This window comes from Streptomyces sp. NPDC058457 (assembly GCF_042720695.1).
Taxonomy (GTDB): domain Bacteria; phylum Actinomycetota; class Actinomycetes; order Streptomycetales; family Streptomycetaceae; genus Streptomyces.
Window position 1 is genome coordinate 25703 of sequence record NZ_JBHXLU010000020.1, and the last position, 13607, is coordinate 39309.

At 69.7% G+C, this 13607-nt stretch carries 14 protein-coding genes and 1 pseudogene; 8 read left to right on the plus strand and 7 right to left on the minus strand.

The genetic code is table 11. The annotated features are described in order from the left end of the window. Window positions 1–16 precede the first annotated feature (16 nt). The gene (locus ACFWPS_RS18265) at window positions 17–613 is read right to left on the minus strand and encodes a DinB family protein (protein WP_383706205.1); all 597 of its coding nucleotides are present in this window, start codon (window positions 611–613) and stop codon (window positions 17–19) included. A gap of 348 nt (window positions 614–961) precedes the next feature. Between ACFWPS_RS18265 and ACFWPS_RS18270 the strand changes: the two genes are divergently transcribed. Beyond that, a complete protein-coding gene (locus tag ACFWPS_RS18270) occupies window positions 962–2032 on the plus strand; it encodes a fatty acid desaturase family protein (protein ID WP_383706207.1) in 1071 nt (356 codons plus the stop codon). A gap of 116 nt (window positions 2033–2148) precedes the next feature. Here the strand turns inward: ACFWPS_RS18270 and ACFWPS_RS18275 are convergent, their stop codons facing one another. Both ACFWPS_RS18275 and ACFWPS_RS18280 read right to left on the minus strand, forming a co-directional pair. Next, entirely contained in the window at window positions 2149–2559 is a 411-nt protein-coding gene (locus tag ACFWPS_RS18275; RefSeq protein WP_383706209.1) for a hypothetical protein, read from the minus strand. Between the two features lie 146 nt (window positions 2560–2705). Further along, entirely contained in the window at window positions 2706–3437 is a 732-nt protein-coding gene (locus tag ACFWPS_RS18280) for an SDR family NAD(P)-dependent oxidoreductase (protein ID WP_383706211.1), read from the minus strand. Between the two features lie 133 nt (window positions 3438–3570). On the opposite strand from ACFWPS_RS18280, the gene ACFWPS_RS18285 reads away from it, so the two are divergent. Continuing rightward, window positions 3571–4281, plus strand: coding sequence for a TetR/AcrR family transcriptional regulator (locus ACFWPS_RS18285; protein WP_383706213.1), 711 nt, complete (start codon window positions 3571–3573; stop codon window positions 4279–4281). A 468-nt stretch (window positions 4282–4749) separates the two neighbouring features. Here ACFWPS_RS18285 and ACFWPS_RS18290 read toward each other — a convergent pair whose 3' ends face one another. Continuing rightward, window positions 4750–5004: a hypothetical protein gene (locus tag ACFWPS_RS18290; RefSeq protein ID WP_383706215.1), complete on the minus strand. Its 255-nt coding sequence runs from the start codon at window positions 5002–5004 to the stop codon at window positions 4750–4752. A gap of 12 nt (window positions 5005–5016) precedes the next feature. On the opposite strand from ACFWPS_RS18290, the gene ACFWPS_RS18295 reads away from it, so the two are divergent. Further along, window positions 5017–5616: an Lrp/AsnC family transcriptional regulator gene (locus ACFWPS_RS18295; RefSeq protein ID WP_383706217.1), complete on the plus strand. Its 600-nt coding sequence runs from the start codon at window positions 5017–5019 to the stop codon at window positions 5614–5616. Between the two features lie 571 nt (window positions 5617–6187). Here the strand turns inward: ACFWPS_RS18295 and ACFWPS_RS18300 are convergent. Further along, window positions 6188–6793, minus strand: a complete 606-nt coding sequence (locus tag ACFWPS_RS18300) for a hypothetical protein (RefSeq protein ID WP_383706219.1) — start codon at window positions 6791–6793, stop codon at window positions 6188–6190. Next, a complete protein-coding gene (locus ACFWPS_RS18305; RefSeq protein WP_383706344.1) occupies window positions 6790–7389 on the minus strand; it encodes an RNA polymerase sigma factor in 600 nt (199 codons plus the stop codon). The genes ACFWPS_RS18300 and ACFWPS_RS18305 overlap by 4 nt, the downstream gene beginning before the upstream one ends. Before the next feature lie 256 nt (window positions 7390–7645). On the opposite strand from ACFWPS_RS18305, the gene ACFWPS_RS18310 reads away from it, so the two are divergent. The 5 genes and pseudogenes from ACFWPS_RS18310 (at window position 7646) to ACFWPS_RS18330 (ending at window position 12038) form a co-directional block, all read left to right on the plus strand. Next, window positions 7646–8797: a maleylacetate reductase gene (locus tag ACFWPS_RS18310; protein WP_383706221.1), complete on the plus strand. Its 1152-nt coding sequence runs from the start codon at window positions 7646–7648 to the stop codon at window positions 8795–8797. Continuing rightward, a complete protein-coding gene (locus ACFWPS_RS18315; protein ID WP_383706346.1) occupies window positions 8725–9012 on the plus strand; it encodes a hypothetical protein in 288 nt (95 codons plus the stop codon). The genes ACFWPS_RS18310 and ACFWPS_RS18315 overlap by 73 nt, the downstream gene beginning before the upstream one ends. Window positions 9013–9024: 12 nt before the next feature. After that, the gene (locus ACFWPS_RS18320) at window positions 9025–9810 is read left to right on the plus strand and encodes a CoA transferase subunit A (RefSeq protein WP_383706224.1); all 786 of its coding nucleotides are present in this window, start codon (window positions 9025–9027) and stop codon (window positions 9808–9810) included. Further along, window positions 9807–9968 (plus strand): annotated as a pseudogene (locus ACFWPS_RS18325) (CoA-transferase); the annotation flags it as partial. The gene ACFWPS_RS18320 and the pseudogene ACFWPS_RS18325, both read left to right, overlap by 4 nt. A gap of 864 nt (window positions 9969–10832) precedes the next feature. After that, the gene (locus tag ACFWPS_RS18330; protein WP_383706226.1) at window positions 10833–12038 is read left to right on the plus strand and encodes an Ig-like domain-containing protein; all 1206 of its coding nucleotides are present in this window, start codon (window positions 10833–10835) and stop codon (window positions 12036–12038) included. Between the two features lie 733 nt (window positions 12039–12771). Here the strand turns inward: ACFWPS_RS18330 and ACFWPS_RS18335 are convergent. Then, window positions 12772–13407 carry an AAA family ATPase gene (locus tag ACFWPS_RS18335; protein WP_383706228.1) on the minus strand — a complete coding sequence of 212 codons (636 nt, stop codon included), beginning with the start codon at window positions 13405–13407 and terminating at the stop codon, window positions 12772–12774. Between the last annotated feature and the right edge of the window lie 200 nt (window positions 13408–13607).

Sequence of the window (13607 nt, forward strand, 5' to 3'; positions counted from 1 at the left end):
CTGCAGCAGGGTGGGATCAGCCGCCGGCTTCCCGCGCCACGCGCTCCAGTCGGCTCCGGTGGCCCTCCCACCACTCCTGGTCCCCTGGTGGCAGGTTCTCCTTGCCGTCCAGATATCCGACGGACCCGTCGATGAGCTCTCGCACGATGTCCGCGTGGCCGGCGTGCCGCTGGGTATCGGAGATCACACGCACCAGGATGTGGTGCAGCGTCACCTCGCGGCGTGCCTCCGGCCACCAGGGGACGTGACCGATGGCGTCGAGCGCGAGCGTCGCGATCGTGCTGTCGGAGTGCTCCCACGCCTGGCGATACAGCCCTACGAGCTGTTCGCGCGATTCGTCCGCACTGGCCCACATGTCCGCATTGGGCTCCGACTCCTCGGTGTACCACCAGGACGGCGGCTCCGCTTCGAAGAACGGTCTCCCGAACGTGTCGCCGAAGTACCCCAGCTCCACCCCCGCTACGTGTTTGACCAGCCCCAACAGGTTGGTGCCCGTGGGGGTCAACGGACGTCGGACGTCATACTCCGAGAGGCCGTCGAGCTTCCACACCAGGGCGTCACGCGCCTCCTGCAGGTACCGGAGCAAGTCAGCTTTCGGGTTCGGTTCGATCATGCCGGGCAGTTTCCCACCCGGCACTGACAACCGGGTACGACATCAGGGCGGGCCCACCGCCCCGCTTGCCGCAAGTCAGAAGTCCGCGGAAACGACAGGGCACCCGCGCCCGGCCGCCAGGCGGAGGCGGATGCCGGTCTGCCCTGCCCGCGAAGCGGAAGAGGCCCTTGAGCCCGCACCGCGGGATCGACCAGAACCATCCCCGCGGCAGCAGCTGAGACGACGCTGAAGCCCAGGTCAGCGGCCTAGGAGTGGGGGTAACCCCAGAGGGGCCGGGAGGAAGTCCCCCTAACGGTCCGGTAGCTGCCCCGCTGTCGATGCGGTGCGGCCGTACCCAGACTCAGCGGCATGACGTTCTCCATCGACGACCAAGTCGCGGCCGCAACGCCCGCCGCCCCTGCCCGGCCCTCCGGTACCGGCAGCGATTTCGCCAGACTCTCCCGACGCATCGGCGAGGCAGGCCTGCTGGACCGGAGCCCCGGCTACTACACAGTGCGGCTCGGCCTGGTGATCGCGGCTCTGCTGGGCGGCGGGGCGGCCTTCTTCGCGCTCGGCGACACCTGGTGGCAGCTGGCTGTCGCCGCCGCCATGGCCCTCGTCTTCGGCCAAGTGGCGCTCCTGGCACACGATCTGGCGCACCGGCAGGTCTTCCGCCGGCGGCGTCCGAGCGAGACATGGGGCCGCATCTTCGGCAACCTCGCCATCGGCATGAGCTACGGGTGGTGGATGAACAAGCACACCCGTCACCACGCCAACCCCAACCACGAGGGGCTCGACCCCGACGTCGCTCCGGACATCGTGGTGTGGTCCACCGACCAGGCACGCAACAGCAGCGGCCTGGCCCGGTTCATCGGCGGCCACCTGGCGTTCCTGTTCTTCCCACTGCTGACGCTGGAGGGTTTCAACCTGCATGTGTCGAGCTTGCGGGCGCTGCGCTCGCCGTCCATGAAGAACCGGGTGCTGGAGGGCACGCTGCTCCTCCTGCACCTGGGGGCCTACCTGTCCGCGCTGTTCCTGGTGCTCTCTCCCGGCAGGGCCGTGGCGTTCCTCGCCGTGCACCAGTGTCTCTTCGGTGTCTATCTCGGCTGTACGTTCGCCCCGAACCACAAGGGCATGCCCACCTTCACCGGCGACGAGCGGCCCGACTTCCTGCGGCGTCAGGTGCTCACCTCCCGCAATGTGAGGGGCGGTTGGTTCAGGGACCTGATGCTTGGCGGGCTCAACTACCAGATCGAGCACCACCTGTTCCCGAGCATGCCCACACCTCATCTGCGACGCGCCCAGGTGATCGTGCGGTCGTACTGCGCGGAGATCGGTGTGCCGTACCACGAGACGGGGCTGCTGCAGTCCTACTGCGAGGCCCTCACGCACCTGCACCGGGTGGGAGAACCCATCAGGCGGCAGCGCAAGGGGTCGTGACGGCGCGTCGAGTGCGTGCCGCGCCTCCGCGCAGAGTCCGGTCACCTCCCACGCGGCCGCCGAGTCGCGGCGAACAACGGCCGTCCTCACCGTCACGGTCTCTCAGTGGTCAGTGATCAGTGATCAGTGGTCAGAACCTTCACCAGGGCCTCGACAGCGGCCACGGCCTCCGTGGTGGCCAGCACGAGCACCGGATCAGGGACCTGCAACAGGAATCCGCTCCAGACCCGGAAGACGGCGCTGCCGTCCGCCCCCTCCTTGGCGAATGAGATGCATCCCGGCAGATATCTCGCGTCGTTGCTCCCTCCGGGCACCCAGGGTCCAGGACCGTCCGAGAACCGGAGGTAGTTGTGACTGGTCGATGGATACCACCGGCCCAACGCGCTCGCCCGGGCGGCCAGCACCAGCTCCTCCTCGACAGGAGGCACCCACGAGTCCGTGCCACGCACCCCCGCATCATTGGCTCGTGCGCATTGCATCCGCCAGTCCCAGTCATCGTCCAGCGACCATGGGGCGCCCTCTTCCATACGCCGAGTCTGACCGAACTCCTGAGCGCAGGTAACCCTCCGCCGAGCCAGGTGTGTGACGGTCGCGGCGGGCGTGGTCGTCTCGGTGGGAGGGACGAGGTGCTCGTTTCGTGACGCGTGACCGCCGGTGGGCAGTTCGCACGGGCTCAGGCAGCGGACCGTCCGTCGGCGAAGAGCTGTCCGGTGGGTCCGTCGGCGCCGAGGGTGGCGGCCTTGACGATGTCGTAGGCGCTTTCGGCGGCCGGACGGTCGCTTGCGTCGTCGCCGCGCTCGGGGTGGGTGGCGGTGTTGCCCGGGTCGACGGCGTTCACGAGGATCGGGGTGTCGGCCAGGGCCCGGGCGAGGACCGTGGTCAGGGCGTTGAGCATGTACTTGGCCATCGAGTAGGCCGGCGAGCGCAGGGGCGCGCCGAGGTCGAGGCCGGTGGCGATCTGCTGGGCGGACAGGCTGGAGACGTTCACGATCCGGGCGGCGGGTGCGGCGGTCAGCAGCGGCAGCAACGCCTGGGTCAGCGCCCAAGGGCCGATCACGGAGACGTCCATCGCGCTGCGCAGGGCGTCCATGTCGGCGTCCAGCGCGTCGAGAACCCGGAAGTCAGGCATCACGCTGGCGTTGTTGACCAGGACGTCCAGGTGGCCGAATGTCTCGGCGAGGTGGTGGGCCGCCTCGTCCATGCCGGCGCGGTCGGACAGGTCCAGGCGCAGGGCGGTGGCCGCGTGGCCGTCCTGGCGCAACCGCTCGGCCAGCGGTTCCGCGGCGGACTGGTCACGGGCGGTGAGGATCACGTGATAGCCGTGTTCGGCCAGTTGGCGGGCGACGGCGAAGCCGAGTCCGGCCGATCGGCTGGTTCCGGTGATCAGAGCGGTCTTGGTGGCCACAGTGCGCACCTTTCAGAGGAATGACGTGCGACCTTCACACGCGAGCATCATTCGATACTGGAGCAGTGCTCGTGTCAAGACGAGCGGTGTTCGTCAGAATGGTGCATGGTTCGTCAGGGGGTAGGCTCGGGGCATGGCATCGACCCCTCAGGAGCGGCGCGCGGCGCGGCACCACCAGCCCGTCTCCGATGCGAGCCCGAAGCGGGGCCGGCGCGCGAAGCCGATCACGGTCGACGCGATCATCGAGGTGGCCCTCGACATCGTCGCGCGCGAGGGCTACCCGGCGCTGACCATGCGCCGCGTGGCCACCGCCCTGGACACCGGATCCGCGTCGCTGTACGCCCACGTCGTCAACAAGGAGGACCTGGACGAGCTGCTCATCGGCCGACTGTGCGCCGAGATCGACCTTCCCGAGCCGGACCCCGCCACCTGGCGGGCGCAGATCACCGGTGTCTGTGCGCAGGTGCGCGACCAGTACCTGCGCTACCCGGGCATCTCCCGCGCCGCGCTCGCCGCCGCGCCCACGAACAACGACACCCTGCGCCTTGCCGAGTGCATGCTCGCCCTTCTGCTCGCCGGCGGCGTCGCCCCGCAGAGCGCCGCCTGGGGCATGGACGCCCTGTCGCTCTACATCAACTCCTACACCCTGGAGATCTCCCTGCTCGACCGCAGCGGTGGCGAGTGGGCGGTCAGCCGCGACGACATGCTGCAGCGCCTCGCCGACCTGCCCGACACCTTCCCGCACACCAAGCGCCACGCCGCCGAACTCACCGCGGGAACCGACCACGAACGCTTCGACTTCACCATCGACCTGATCCTCGACGGACTCACCCGCCGCAGCTGAAGCCACTCCACGGCGATCACGCCGGCCGGCGCGGCACCGGCTGCGTGACGATGCTCGGAAAACCTCGGCGTCCCCTGGCGTCCTCGTCACCGAGCCGCTCGTGCACGCCGAGACCAGAATCGGGCACGCCCGGGTGTCGACGGCGGGCAGATGCCGGAACGACAGCTCGACGCACACCCCGCCACCCCGCCGCCGAGTGCCGGAAGATCTTCCCGGCCAGGAAGTCCGGGAAGGACGCATTCCGCCCCGAACCCACGCTCGAACGGCAACGTCTTGACAACTCGCAGGTTCAGCCGACCGCTTTCGACCAAGCAGGCCAGTTCGGTGAGTTCGGCACCGCCTGGACGCGCCTGCACCAGGCTGACCTTGATACCGCGCTTCGAAGACGGTGAATCCGGCGGCGTCACCGCGTCGAGTGTCGGTTCGCCGCCCTCCTGTTCTTCGGCGGCCTCGACGTGCCGAGGTGGGTCAGATTGCTGGGGCGGGTTCCTGGAGCAGGACGTCGAAGGTCTCCTGGATCGTTCGGCGCACTCGCGGGTCACCCGCGATGTCGCGCTGGTCGATGGTGCGCAGCCCGAGCATCGGGAGGGGGACGGTGGGGGCTGTGGCGCCGGTGACGCGCAGGATGGTGTTGAGCTGTGCCAGACCAGGAGCGACCCCGCTCGACCGCAGGGCTCCGTTCTGCGACGTCTGCCGCGCACGGCGAGGGTCATCGGTTTCCACGCCTACGCCGTCATGCACATGCACCTGGGTGCCGACGCGAAATGGCGCGCCTTCGACGGTCCGCTCACCGCACCCGCCCTGGGCGAAGTGCGGTGCACGGCCGATCCGGGCACCCACCGGGGTGGGCACGAGCGGCGCGGGACGGGTGGGCTGGTTGATGCCGACGCACCGCTGTTGACGGAGTTGTCGCGTGACGGCCGTGCCGGGGTGGTCGAACTGGCCCGCAGCACCGGCTGGAGTCAGGCGCGCGTGTCGGCGCGCCTGGAGCAGTTGCTGGAGGAGCACGCGGTGTACGTGGCCGTCGACCTCGCCTACGACCGGTTCGGGTTCCATGCCACGGCCTATCTGTGGCTCACGGTCGCACCAGGCCACCTGCACGCCACAGGCGAAGCGCTGTCCCGTCATCCCGCGACCACCTTCGCCGCGTCGGTCACGGGAGCGGCCAACCTCCTCGTGACCGTCACCTGCCGAACCACCGATGACCTGTACATGTACGTCACCGGCGTCGTCGGTGCGATCCCCCATGTTGTCCAGGTTGACGTCGTCCCGGTGCTGCACAGGCTCAAGCATGCCGGCACACGTCTCCAGGACGGCCGTCTCGCGGCCATCTGAGCCGCGACGGTTCCGACTTCGCTCCGGACGAAGTGCGAAGATGCGCTCGTGGTGACAGATGCCGAGTGGACTCGCCTGCGGAGGGGGCTGCGCTTCGGGCAGGTCTTCGAGGGCACTGTCGTGAAGGTTCCTCGGCCCGGTGCGATCGGCGTCTTCGTGGACATCGGCCTGAGCGTCGGAGGCTTCGTCGACGTCCTGTTGCTTCCGGAACAGAGCGCTGACTGGCCGGCTGAAGGCACGGTCACCGCATTCGAGATCTGGTGGGCGGACAGCCGTCGGCAGATCCGGCTGAAGCCGTCCGACTCCCGGTATCTGCGGAACGACTTCACAGACTTCGTACGACGTTTCCGTCCCCATTGGCCTTCTGAGGTCGGTCAGCCCGTTTGCGATCCCGGGCATCCGCCCCTCAGTTGAGTGCGGGCCGCCCTTCGGCCTGATGGGCCGCCCCCGTCCCTCTCCCGGCCGACCGTGGAGCACGGTCACAACAGCAGAAGCAGCATCGGCTTCCCGAACCGGTCCGAGCCCACCGCGGCCGTCGGTGGGCTCGGACCGTCTGTGCCGCTGTTTTCCGTTACTTCCCGAATGCCTGGCGGAACTCGTCGACGGTCTCGTCGTCGGCCCCGTTCGCGCCGCACACCGGGACGACGCCGTGATCGGCGGCCACGATGTAGCGCTCGCCCTCCGAGAACGTCAGCGCCTCCGGCCGGCTCGTGTCGCTGTCGAGCACGACCGTCTCCGTGTCGCCGCCCTTCAGCCAGTGGTCGACGCGGAAGGTGACCGCGGCGCCCTTGATGGAGGTGACCGTTCCCACGAAGAGGGTCGGGTACCCGCGCAGGGTGTCGGGACTGGGTGCCACACACTTCTGGCTGCCGAAGCCGCCGGCGGTGGTGAGTGTCAGCGGGCCTGCCGAGGCAGGGTGCCCGTTGCCGTTGTTCGCCATGACTCCTCCGGCGATGCCGCCGCCGAGCAGCAGCAGACCGGCAGCCGCCGCGAGTCCGAGGAGCTGACGGCGGCTCCGTCGCGCAGCGGTCCTCGCCGGGGCCGTGTTGCCAGTCTGGAGCGCGGTGTCGGTGGTCAAGATGTCCTCCACAAGTCGGTCGATGTCGGGCAGCGGAGCATGTGGGGTCAGCGCCGGGTCCGCGGACTTCAGCCGGGCCAGCAACTCGTCGTCATTCACTGACCGCTCCTTCCTTCATCCCTCTTGTGTCCGGATGGTTCGTCATGCTTTCGCACCAACTGTTCGGCGAGTTTCTTTTTCGCCCGGTGCAGCCGGATGCTCACCGCGTTGGACGTCAGTCCGGTCGCCTCCGCGATCTGCCGGGGCGCCAGCCCCTCCCACGCCCACAGCCGCACCACCTCGCGGTCCAGCGCCCCGAGAGCGGCGAGCGCCGTGTGCAGATCACTGTGGTCGGCGCCCTCGGCCGACTGCCGCTCCTGCGTCCGCACCAACCGCTCCACCAGCCGGAGCCGGCGCCCGTCGGCACGGCGGGCATTCGCCAGGCAGCCCCGCGCCACCCCGTAGCACCACGGCAGCACGTCGTCGGGGTCGGGCGGCAGGGATCCCGACGTCGGCCCCAGGGATCCCGACGTCGGCCCCAGGCCGGGGACCTCGTCAACACGGCGCCACAGCACCAGCATCGCCTCCGCCAGGACGTCGTCGACCATGTCTGCGCTCGTCCGTCGCAGCAGATACCGGTACAACGGTTCCACCACCACATGCGCCAGCCCTTCGAAGCGCGCCCGCCGCCTCTGGCGCGACTCCTCTTCCGTCATGGATTCCACGAACCCGTCCTGTCCGGCACCGGCCGGATCCTTTCAGGCGAGGTCCGGCGGACGCGCCACCGGTTCAGGGCGCCGCCCATGGCCGACGGGAACCGGTCGCCGCCGTCGAGTGCGGTCCGTCGTAGCACGCATGCGTGTTTCGTGCAGTGGGGCGCGCGGATCGTGCAGGAGTTCACGCGGATGTCCTTCGCATACTCGGTGACTCAGGAGACCGACGCGACCCGATGACACGCGGAGGCAGAGTTCCATGCGGACGTTCGTCTACACATCCCACCCCGCGCGGGTGGTCTTCGGTGCCGGCACGGTCGAGCGCCTCGGCGAGGAGGTCGAGCGGCTCGGCTGCTCCCGGGTGCTGCTGTTGTCCGGCAGACCCCTCGCGGCGGCCGCCGCGCGGGTTCGCCAGGCGCTCGGCGGCCTTCTCGTGGCCGAGTTCGACGGCGCGGCCATGCACACCCCGGTGGAGGTGACCCAACAGGCCCTCGACGTGCTCAAGGAGGCCTCCGCAGACGGCATCGTCGCCGTCGGGGGCGGTTCGACCACAGGCCTGTCGAAGGCGCTGGCGCTGCGCACCGGACTGCCGCAGGTGATCCTGCCGACCACGTACGCCGGCTCCGAGGTGACCCCCGTCCTCGGCGAGACCCGGGACGGACGCAAGGTCACCCGGTCGTCTCCGGACATCCTCCCCGAGACCGTCGTCTACGACGTCGACCTCACCCTCACGCTGCCGCTGTCCCTGACGGTCACGAGCGGCGTCAACGCACTCGCCCACGCCGTCGAGGCCCTCTACTCGGCCGACGCGAACCCGGTCACCGACGGGCAGGCCCTCGACGCGGTCTCCCGCATCGGCCGGGCGCTGCCCCGGCTCGCCGCCGACCCGGCCGACCGGGAGGCGCGTGCCGACCTGCTGCACGCGGCCTGGCTCGCCGGGACCTGTCTCGCCACGGTGGGCATGGGCCTGCACCACAAGCTCTGCCACACCCTCGGCGGGAGCTTCGGTCTGCCGCACGCCGAGACGCACACCGTCGTCCTGCCGCACGCCATGGCCTACAACGCGCCCGCGGTGCCCGGCGTGATGCGCCGCATCGCCGACGCCCTGGGCGTGCCCGACGCCCCCAGCGGCGTGTACGACCTGGTCACCTCCCTGGGCGGCCCCACCTCGCTGCGCGACCTGGGCATGCCGGAGTCCGCTCTGCCCCGCGCGGCGGAGCCGGCCACCTCGACGCCGTACCCGAACCCGCGTGAGCTGACCGGCGAGGGCATCGCGGAACTGCTGGCCGGCGCCTGGCACGGACGTCGCCCCGCGGGTCCCCCTCCACGCAGGCCCGGCTGGCCCGTCTCACCGAACGGGTCGTGGCGAGCTTCGAGCAGGCTTCCGACCCGCGCGTGCGCACCTTGCTGACCAACCTGGTCCGGCATCTGCACACCTTCGTCGGCGACGACAACTTCCGTGACGCGTACGGCGATTGGAGCCGGGTCAGCGAGATCGCCGAGGACGGCGTGCTGCTGGTGCGCCCGGACGGCCACGTCGCCTGGCGCCGCGCCACCGCCCCCGAGACCACGCAGTCGGCCCAGGACGAGCTGCTCGGCGCACTGCGCCGGGTGCCGGCCCGGTAGGAGAGAACCAGGATGGACAAGGTGATGGCCACGGCCGCGGAGGCCCTGGCGGACGTGACGGACGGACGGTCGTTCGCCGTCGGCGGCTTCGGGCTGAGCGGCGTGCCCGAGGTCCTCATCGGCGCCCTGTACGAGAGCGGGGCGAGCGGCCTGACGGTCGTGTCGAACAACTGCGGCGTCGACGGCCGCGGCCTCGGCGTCCTGCTGGCCGCGGGCCGCATCGCCCGGGTCACGGGGTCGTACATCGGCGAGAACAAGGAGTTCGCCCGCCAGTACCTCGCAGGCGAGCTGGAGGTGGAACTGACCCCGCAGGGCACACTCGCCGAGCGGCTGCGGGCGGGCGGCGCGGGGATCCCGGCCTTCTACACCCCGGCCGGCGTCGGCACCCAGGTCGCCGAGGGCGGACTGCCGTGGCGCTACGCCGCTTGGGGCACCTCCCGGACGGAGTCTGGGGGAGGTTCGGTCGCAGTGGCCTCGCCACCCAAGGAGGTGCGGACCTTCGGCGGCGTGGACCACATCCTGGAACACGCCATCACCACGGACTACGCCCTGGTCAGGGCGGCGCGCGGGGACCGCCACGGCAACCTCGTCCTCCGCCGCGCGGCCCGCAACTTCAACCCGCTGGCCGCCATGGCCGGGCGCGTCACCGTCGCCGAGGTGGAGGAGCTGGTCGAGCCGGGCGTACTCGGCCCTGACGAGATCCATCTGCCGGGGGTGTTCGTGCAGCGTGTCGTGGCGCTGACCCCCGAGCATGCGGCCGACAAGGGAATCGAGAAGAGGACGGTGCGCGAGCGATGAGCTGGACCAGGGACGAGATGGCGGCGCGCGCCGCGCGCGAGCTGACGGACGGCGACTACGTCAACCTGGGCATCGGGCTGCCCACCCGGGTGGCCGACTTCCTGCCGCCGGACGCGGATGTCGTCCTGCACTCGGAGAACGGGCTGCTCGGCGTCGGGCTGAGCTGCTCGGCGAGTGGGTCGCTGGCCCCGAGCTCCTCGGTCAGCTCCACGGGCCGCCCACCGTTCGCCTCGCGCAGGGCGTCGTCCGTGAGGTAGGCGTGGATCGTGTCCAGCCGCCCGCGGAGCTCGACGGCGAGCCTCCGGCCGGCCGACTGCAGGAAGAGCCCACCGGCCGGGATCGTCCGTGACCGCCCGTCCGCACCCTGCGGGCCGAGTTCCGTCATGGTGCGACCTCCTCACGACAGCCCATATAGTTGAAGGGTAAACCAGATGTCGGCGCAGCATCGAGAAGCAATCGGATGGCACGGGGAACGGGGAACCCCGGCCGGAGCCCGAACGCGTCCCGCCGCGAGAAGCGTCGATGACGGACGGGCAGGACGATCGCCTCGACACCGGCGGACACACAGGCGGCCGCCGAGGCGAGCGTGATCGCGTCGGGGCGCCGCGGACCGACTACCAGGCCGGGACTGCGGCGATCACGCAGGACGAGTTGCCCGGCGGTTTCCGTGGCGATCGCGACCGGGCCGAGGCCGGAACCACCCCAGGCCCCCCAGAGGGCCGCTCCACCAGCGAACGGCGACCTTCACCTACGGGCCGTCGCCCGCGACCCCCACCGCACCCAGGCCCGCACCGAGCGGCGAAAGCAGATCGACCACGCGCCGTCCGGCCGCCGAGCAGAGTCCCGGCGATCCACCTCACAGCATGGAATTCGCCACATTCACCCCATTCGGGAGGGATGAAGCCGTAAGAGTAGTTCTTCAGTACCGGTTGCCACTCCTCCGGTGACCGGTTCCACGGATTCAACGACCAGCGGTATGGGAGAAGCGTTTGATCACGGTACGTAAGCGAACCACCGGGCTGATGGCTACGGCCGGCGTACTGGGCGGCGTACTCGCACTCACGGCCCTCGGCGGTACCAGTAACGCTGCCACCGGCGGCAACGACGCCGGGAACCAGCAGAAGTCGCAGGCGCGGGGAGACCAGACGACCGCCCAGGACGTTTCCGACGCCCGAATAAAGATCACGCCCGGGCAGGGCGCCCATGGCGTCGGGATCAACGGCCCCGTCAAGGTCACCGTCAGCAACGGCAAGCTCACCAAGGTGACCATGACCGCCGTGGCGACCGGTGCCGCGATTCCGGGCACGCTGTCCGCGGACGGCACGTCCTGGAAGCCGAAGGGCCCGCTGGAGCGGGCCACCAGGTACCAGGTCGCCGCAGAGGCCCAGGACGCCCAGGGCCGCTCCGCCACCGGGAACGCCACGATCACCACGGTCTCCCCGGCCAACGACTTCATCGGGCACCTCTCCCCCGAGGACGGCTCGACCGTCGGCGTGGGCATGCCGGTGACGGTCAACTTCGACAAGGCGATCGCCGACAAGGCCGCCGTGGAGTCGGAGATCCAGGTCAGCACCAGCAGCGGGCAGCAGGTCGTCGGTCACTGGTTCAACGACGCCCGCCTGGACTTCCGCCCCGAGAGCTACTGGACGCCAGGGTCCACCGTCACCGTCAAGCTCACCCGCCACGGTGTCCAGAAGACGGTCACGTTCAAGATCGGCCGGAGCCAGATCAGCACGGTCGACGCCAGGACGAAGCAGATGACCGTCGTACGGGACGGCAAGACGATCAGGACCATCCCGATCTCGTCCGGCAGCCCCGAGCACCCGACGTACAACGGTCAGATGGTCATCTCCGAGAAGTTCGGGCAGACCCACATGAACGGTGCGAGCGTCGGCCTCATGAAGGACGGCAAGCCGGCGTACGACATCGACGACGTACCGCACGCCATGCGCCTGACCGCCTCGGGCACGTTCATCCACGGCAACTACTGGGGTGCCGACTCGGTCTTCGGCAAGGCCAACACCAGCCACGGCTGCGTGGGCCTGAACGACGTCAAGGGCGGCGGCGACGGCAGGCAGCCCGCCGCGTGGTTCTTCGACAACTCGATGGTCGGTGACGTCGTGATCGTCAAGAACTCCGGGGACAAGACCAGGTTGGCCCCGGACAACGGCCTCAGCGACTGGAACATGCCGTGGAACGAATGGGTCTCGGGCAGCGCGTCCAGCTGACACCGCGTCGCCGCACATGAACGTCAACGACCCGGGACCGAAGTCCCGGGCGTGCGCAACGGGCGGCACCGGCTGTGGCGCTGCGTGTGCGCCCTGTCCCACGCCCCGGTTCGGGAAGCGGTTCCGGGGCGGCATGGCGCGGGTTCCCGACCACGCAGGCCCCGGGCATCATCGCCTGCGACTTCGCCCGGCGGCCTGATCGGCCCGCGCCACGTCCCGGTCGCCGGTCCGGAGTGTCAGCCGAACCCGAACCCGAAGAGCAGCATGCCGATGGAGGCCCTCACGCCTCAGACCGAAACGAAGAACACCCGCCGCGGCCGGAGACCACAAGCTTGTGGTGACGCAGGGGCGGCTCACGCTCCAAGATCCGCCGGGTGCCCACACCGCCTCCCCATGAGAACCGGCATCCAGCGGGCGCGTATTTCGGGCCTCCCCCATCCAACGAGATCACCCGGCGCAGTCAAGCCGGTGAGCGAGCGGAGGCCGGTGCACGCACGACTGCGTCACCCGGCTTACGGGGCGCTTCTCAAGGGTCGCAGGGCAGCGGCGCCGGTCCGTAGCATCGTGGACACCGTTGACCCTGCCCATTGCACGAGGTCACGCGGCAAGCCGGAGTCGAGCTCGATGGTCACCCGCACGTATCGGGTGTGCAGCTGAGTGACTTTGACGGGACGCGGTACGACCGCGTCCGGTCCGCGCTGCAATGCGGCTCGGTAGGTGTCCTTCCGCTGGTTCATGCCTTGTCCTGTCGCTTGATGAGTTCGTCTGCGAGGTCCATGTACGCCGAGGCTTTGACCACCACCGGACTTCCGAATGACTGGGCGTACAGGTCGAGCCGCGGAATATGCGTGGACAACACGTCGAACCCCCGCTCGGTGAGGGCTTCGCGGGCGTCGGCATCGGGACCGGTACGCGTGGCGTCGGCACGATTCGTTCGGTTCAGCAGAACGGCGGCGTGGGCCGGCTGGACGCGCAAGGACTGCACGTCGCCCATCTCGCCACCGATGGGCGCCATGCGATCCAGCTCGATGGGAGCCGGAGTCACCGGCACGATCCATTCGCTTGCGTACCTCATGATGCTGCGGGCGATGTGCGCGTGGTCCTCCAGCTGCGGAGCGTCGAACACGACGGCCTGCCGGTCGCCCAGGAAGTCGTTCACGCGCCGGTGCACATCGCCCACCGGAAGAGCGACCACAGGGAACGGGAAACCACCCGCCAATTCGCTCCAGCGCAGCGCGGAGGAAGCGGGGTCACTGTCGACCAGCAGCGGTGGGATACCCGACTCGTGGAGTGCGTGGGCCAACCAGACTGCGCTGGTCGTCTTTCCCACTCCGGGCTTCAGATTCACAAAGGCGTAGCTCAGCGGCACACGAGTCAACGTATGGTCGTGAGCGGCTGCCCGACCGTCAGCTCGGGGCACGCCGGGCCATCGTTCACCCTGCGGTGCCGGTGAATCATTCGTATGGGCCAGCAGCTGCAAGGCCGAGCAGAAGATTCCCTACCGCACCGCCTGCCGGGCGCTGGGGGTCCGAGTCGTGGTTCTTTCGGGGATGTGCCTGCACATTTGCT

Bases quoted from the DNA above. Each gene is read 5' to 3' on its own strand.
- ACFWPS_RS18265 (WP_383706205.1), bottom strand. From the start codon at position 613: ATGATCGAACCGAACCCGAAAGCTGACTTGCTCCGGTACCTGCAGGAG.
- ACFWPS_RS18270 (WP_383706207.1), top strand. From the start codon at position 962: ATGACGTTCTCCATCGACGACCAAGTCGCGGCCGCAACGCCCGCCGCC.
- ACFWPS_RS18275 (WP_383706209.1), bottom strand. From the start codon at position 2,559: ATGGAAGAGGGCGCCCCATGGTCGCTGGACGATGACTGGGACTGGCGG.
- ACFWPS_RS18285 (WP_383706213.1), top strand. From the start codon at position 3,571: ATGGCATCGACCCCTCAGGAGCGGCGCGCGGCGCGGCACCACCAGCCC.
- ACFWPS_RS18295 (WP_383706217.1), top strand. From the start codon at position 5,017: ATGCACATGCACCTGGGTGCCGACGCGAAATGGCGCGCCTTCGACGGT.
- ACFWPS_RS18305 (WP_383706344.1), bottom strand. From the start codon at position 7,389: ATGACGGAAGAGGAGTCGCGCCAGAGGCGGCGGGCGCGCTTCGAAGGG.
- ACFWPS_RS18310 (WP_383706221.1), top strand. From the start codon at position 7,646: ATGCGGACGTTCGTCTACACATCCCACCCCGCGCGGGTGGTCTTCGGT.
- ACFWPS_RS18320 (WP_383706224.1), top strand. From the start codon at position 9,025: ATGGACAAGGTGATGGCCACGGCCGCGGAGGCCCTGGCGGACGTGACG.
- ACFWPS_RS18330 (WP_383706226.1), top strand. From the start codon at position 10,833: ATGGCTACGGCCGGCGTACTGGGCGGCGTACTCGCACTCACGGCCCTC.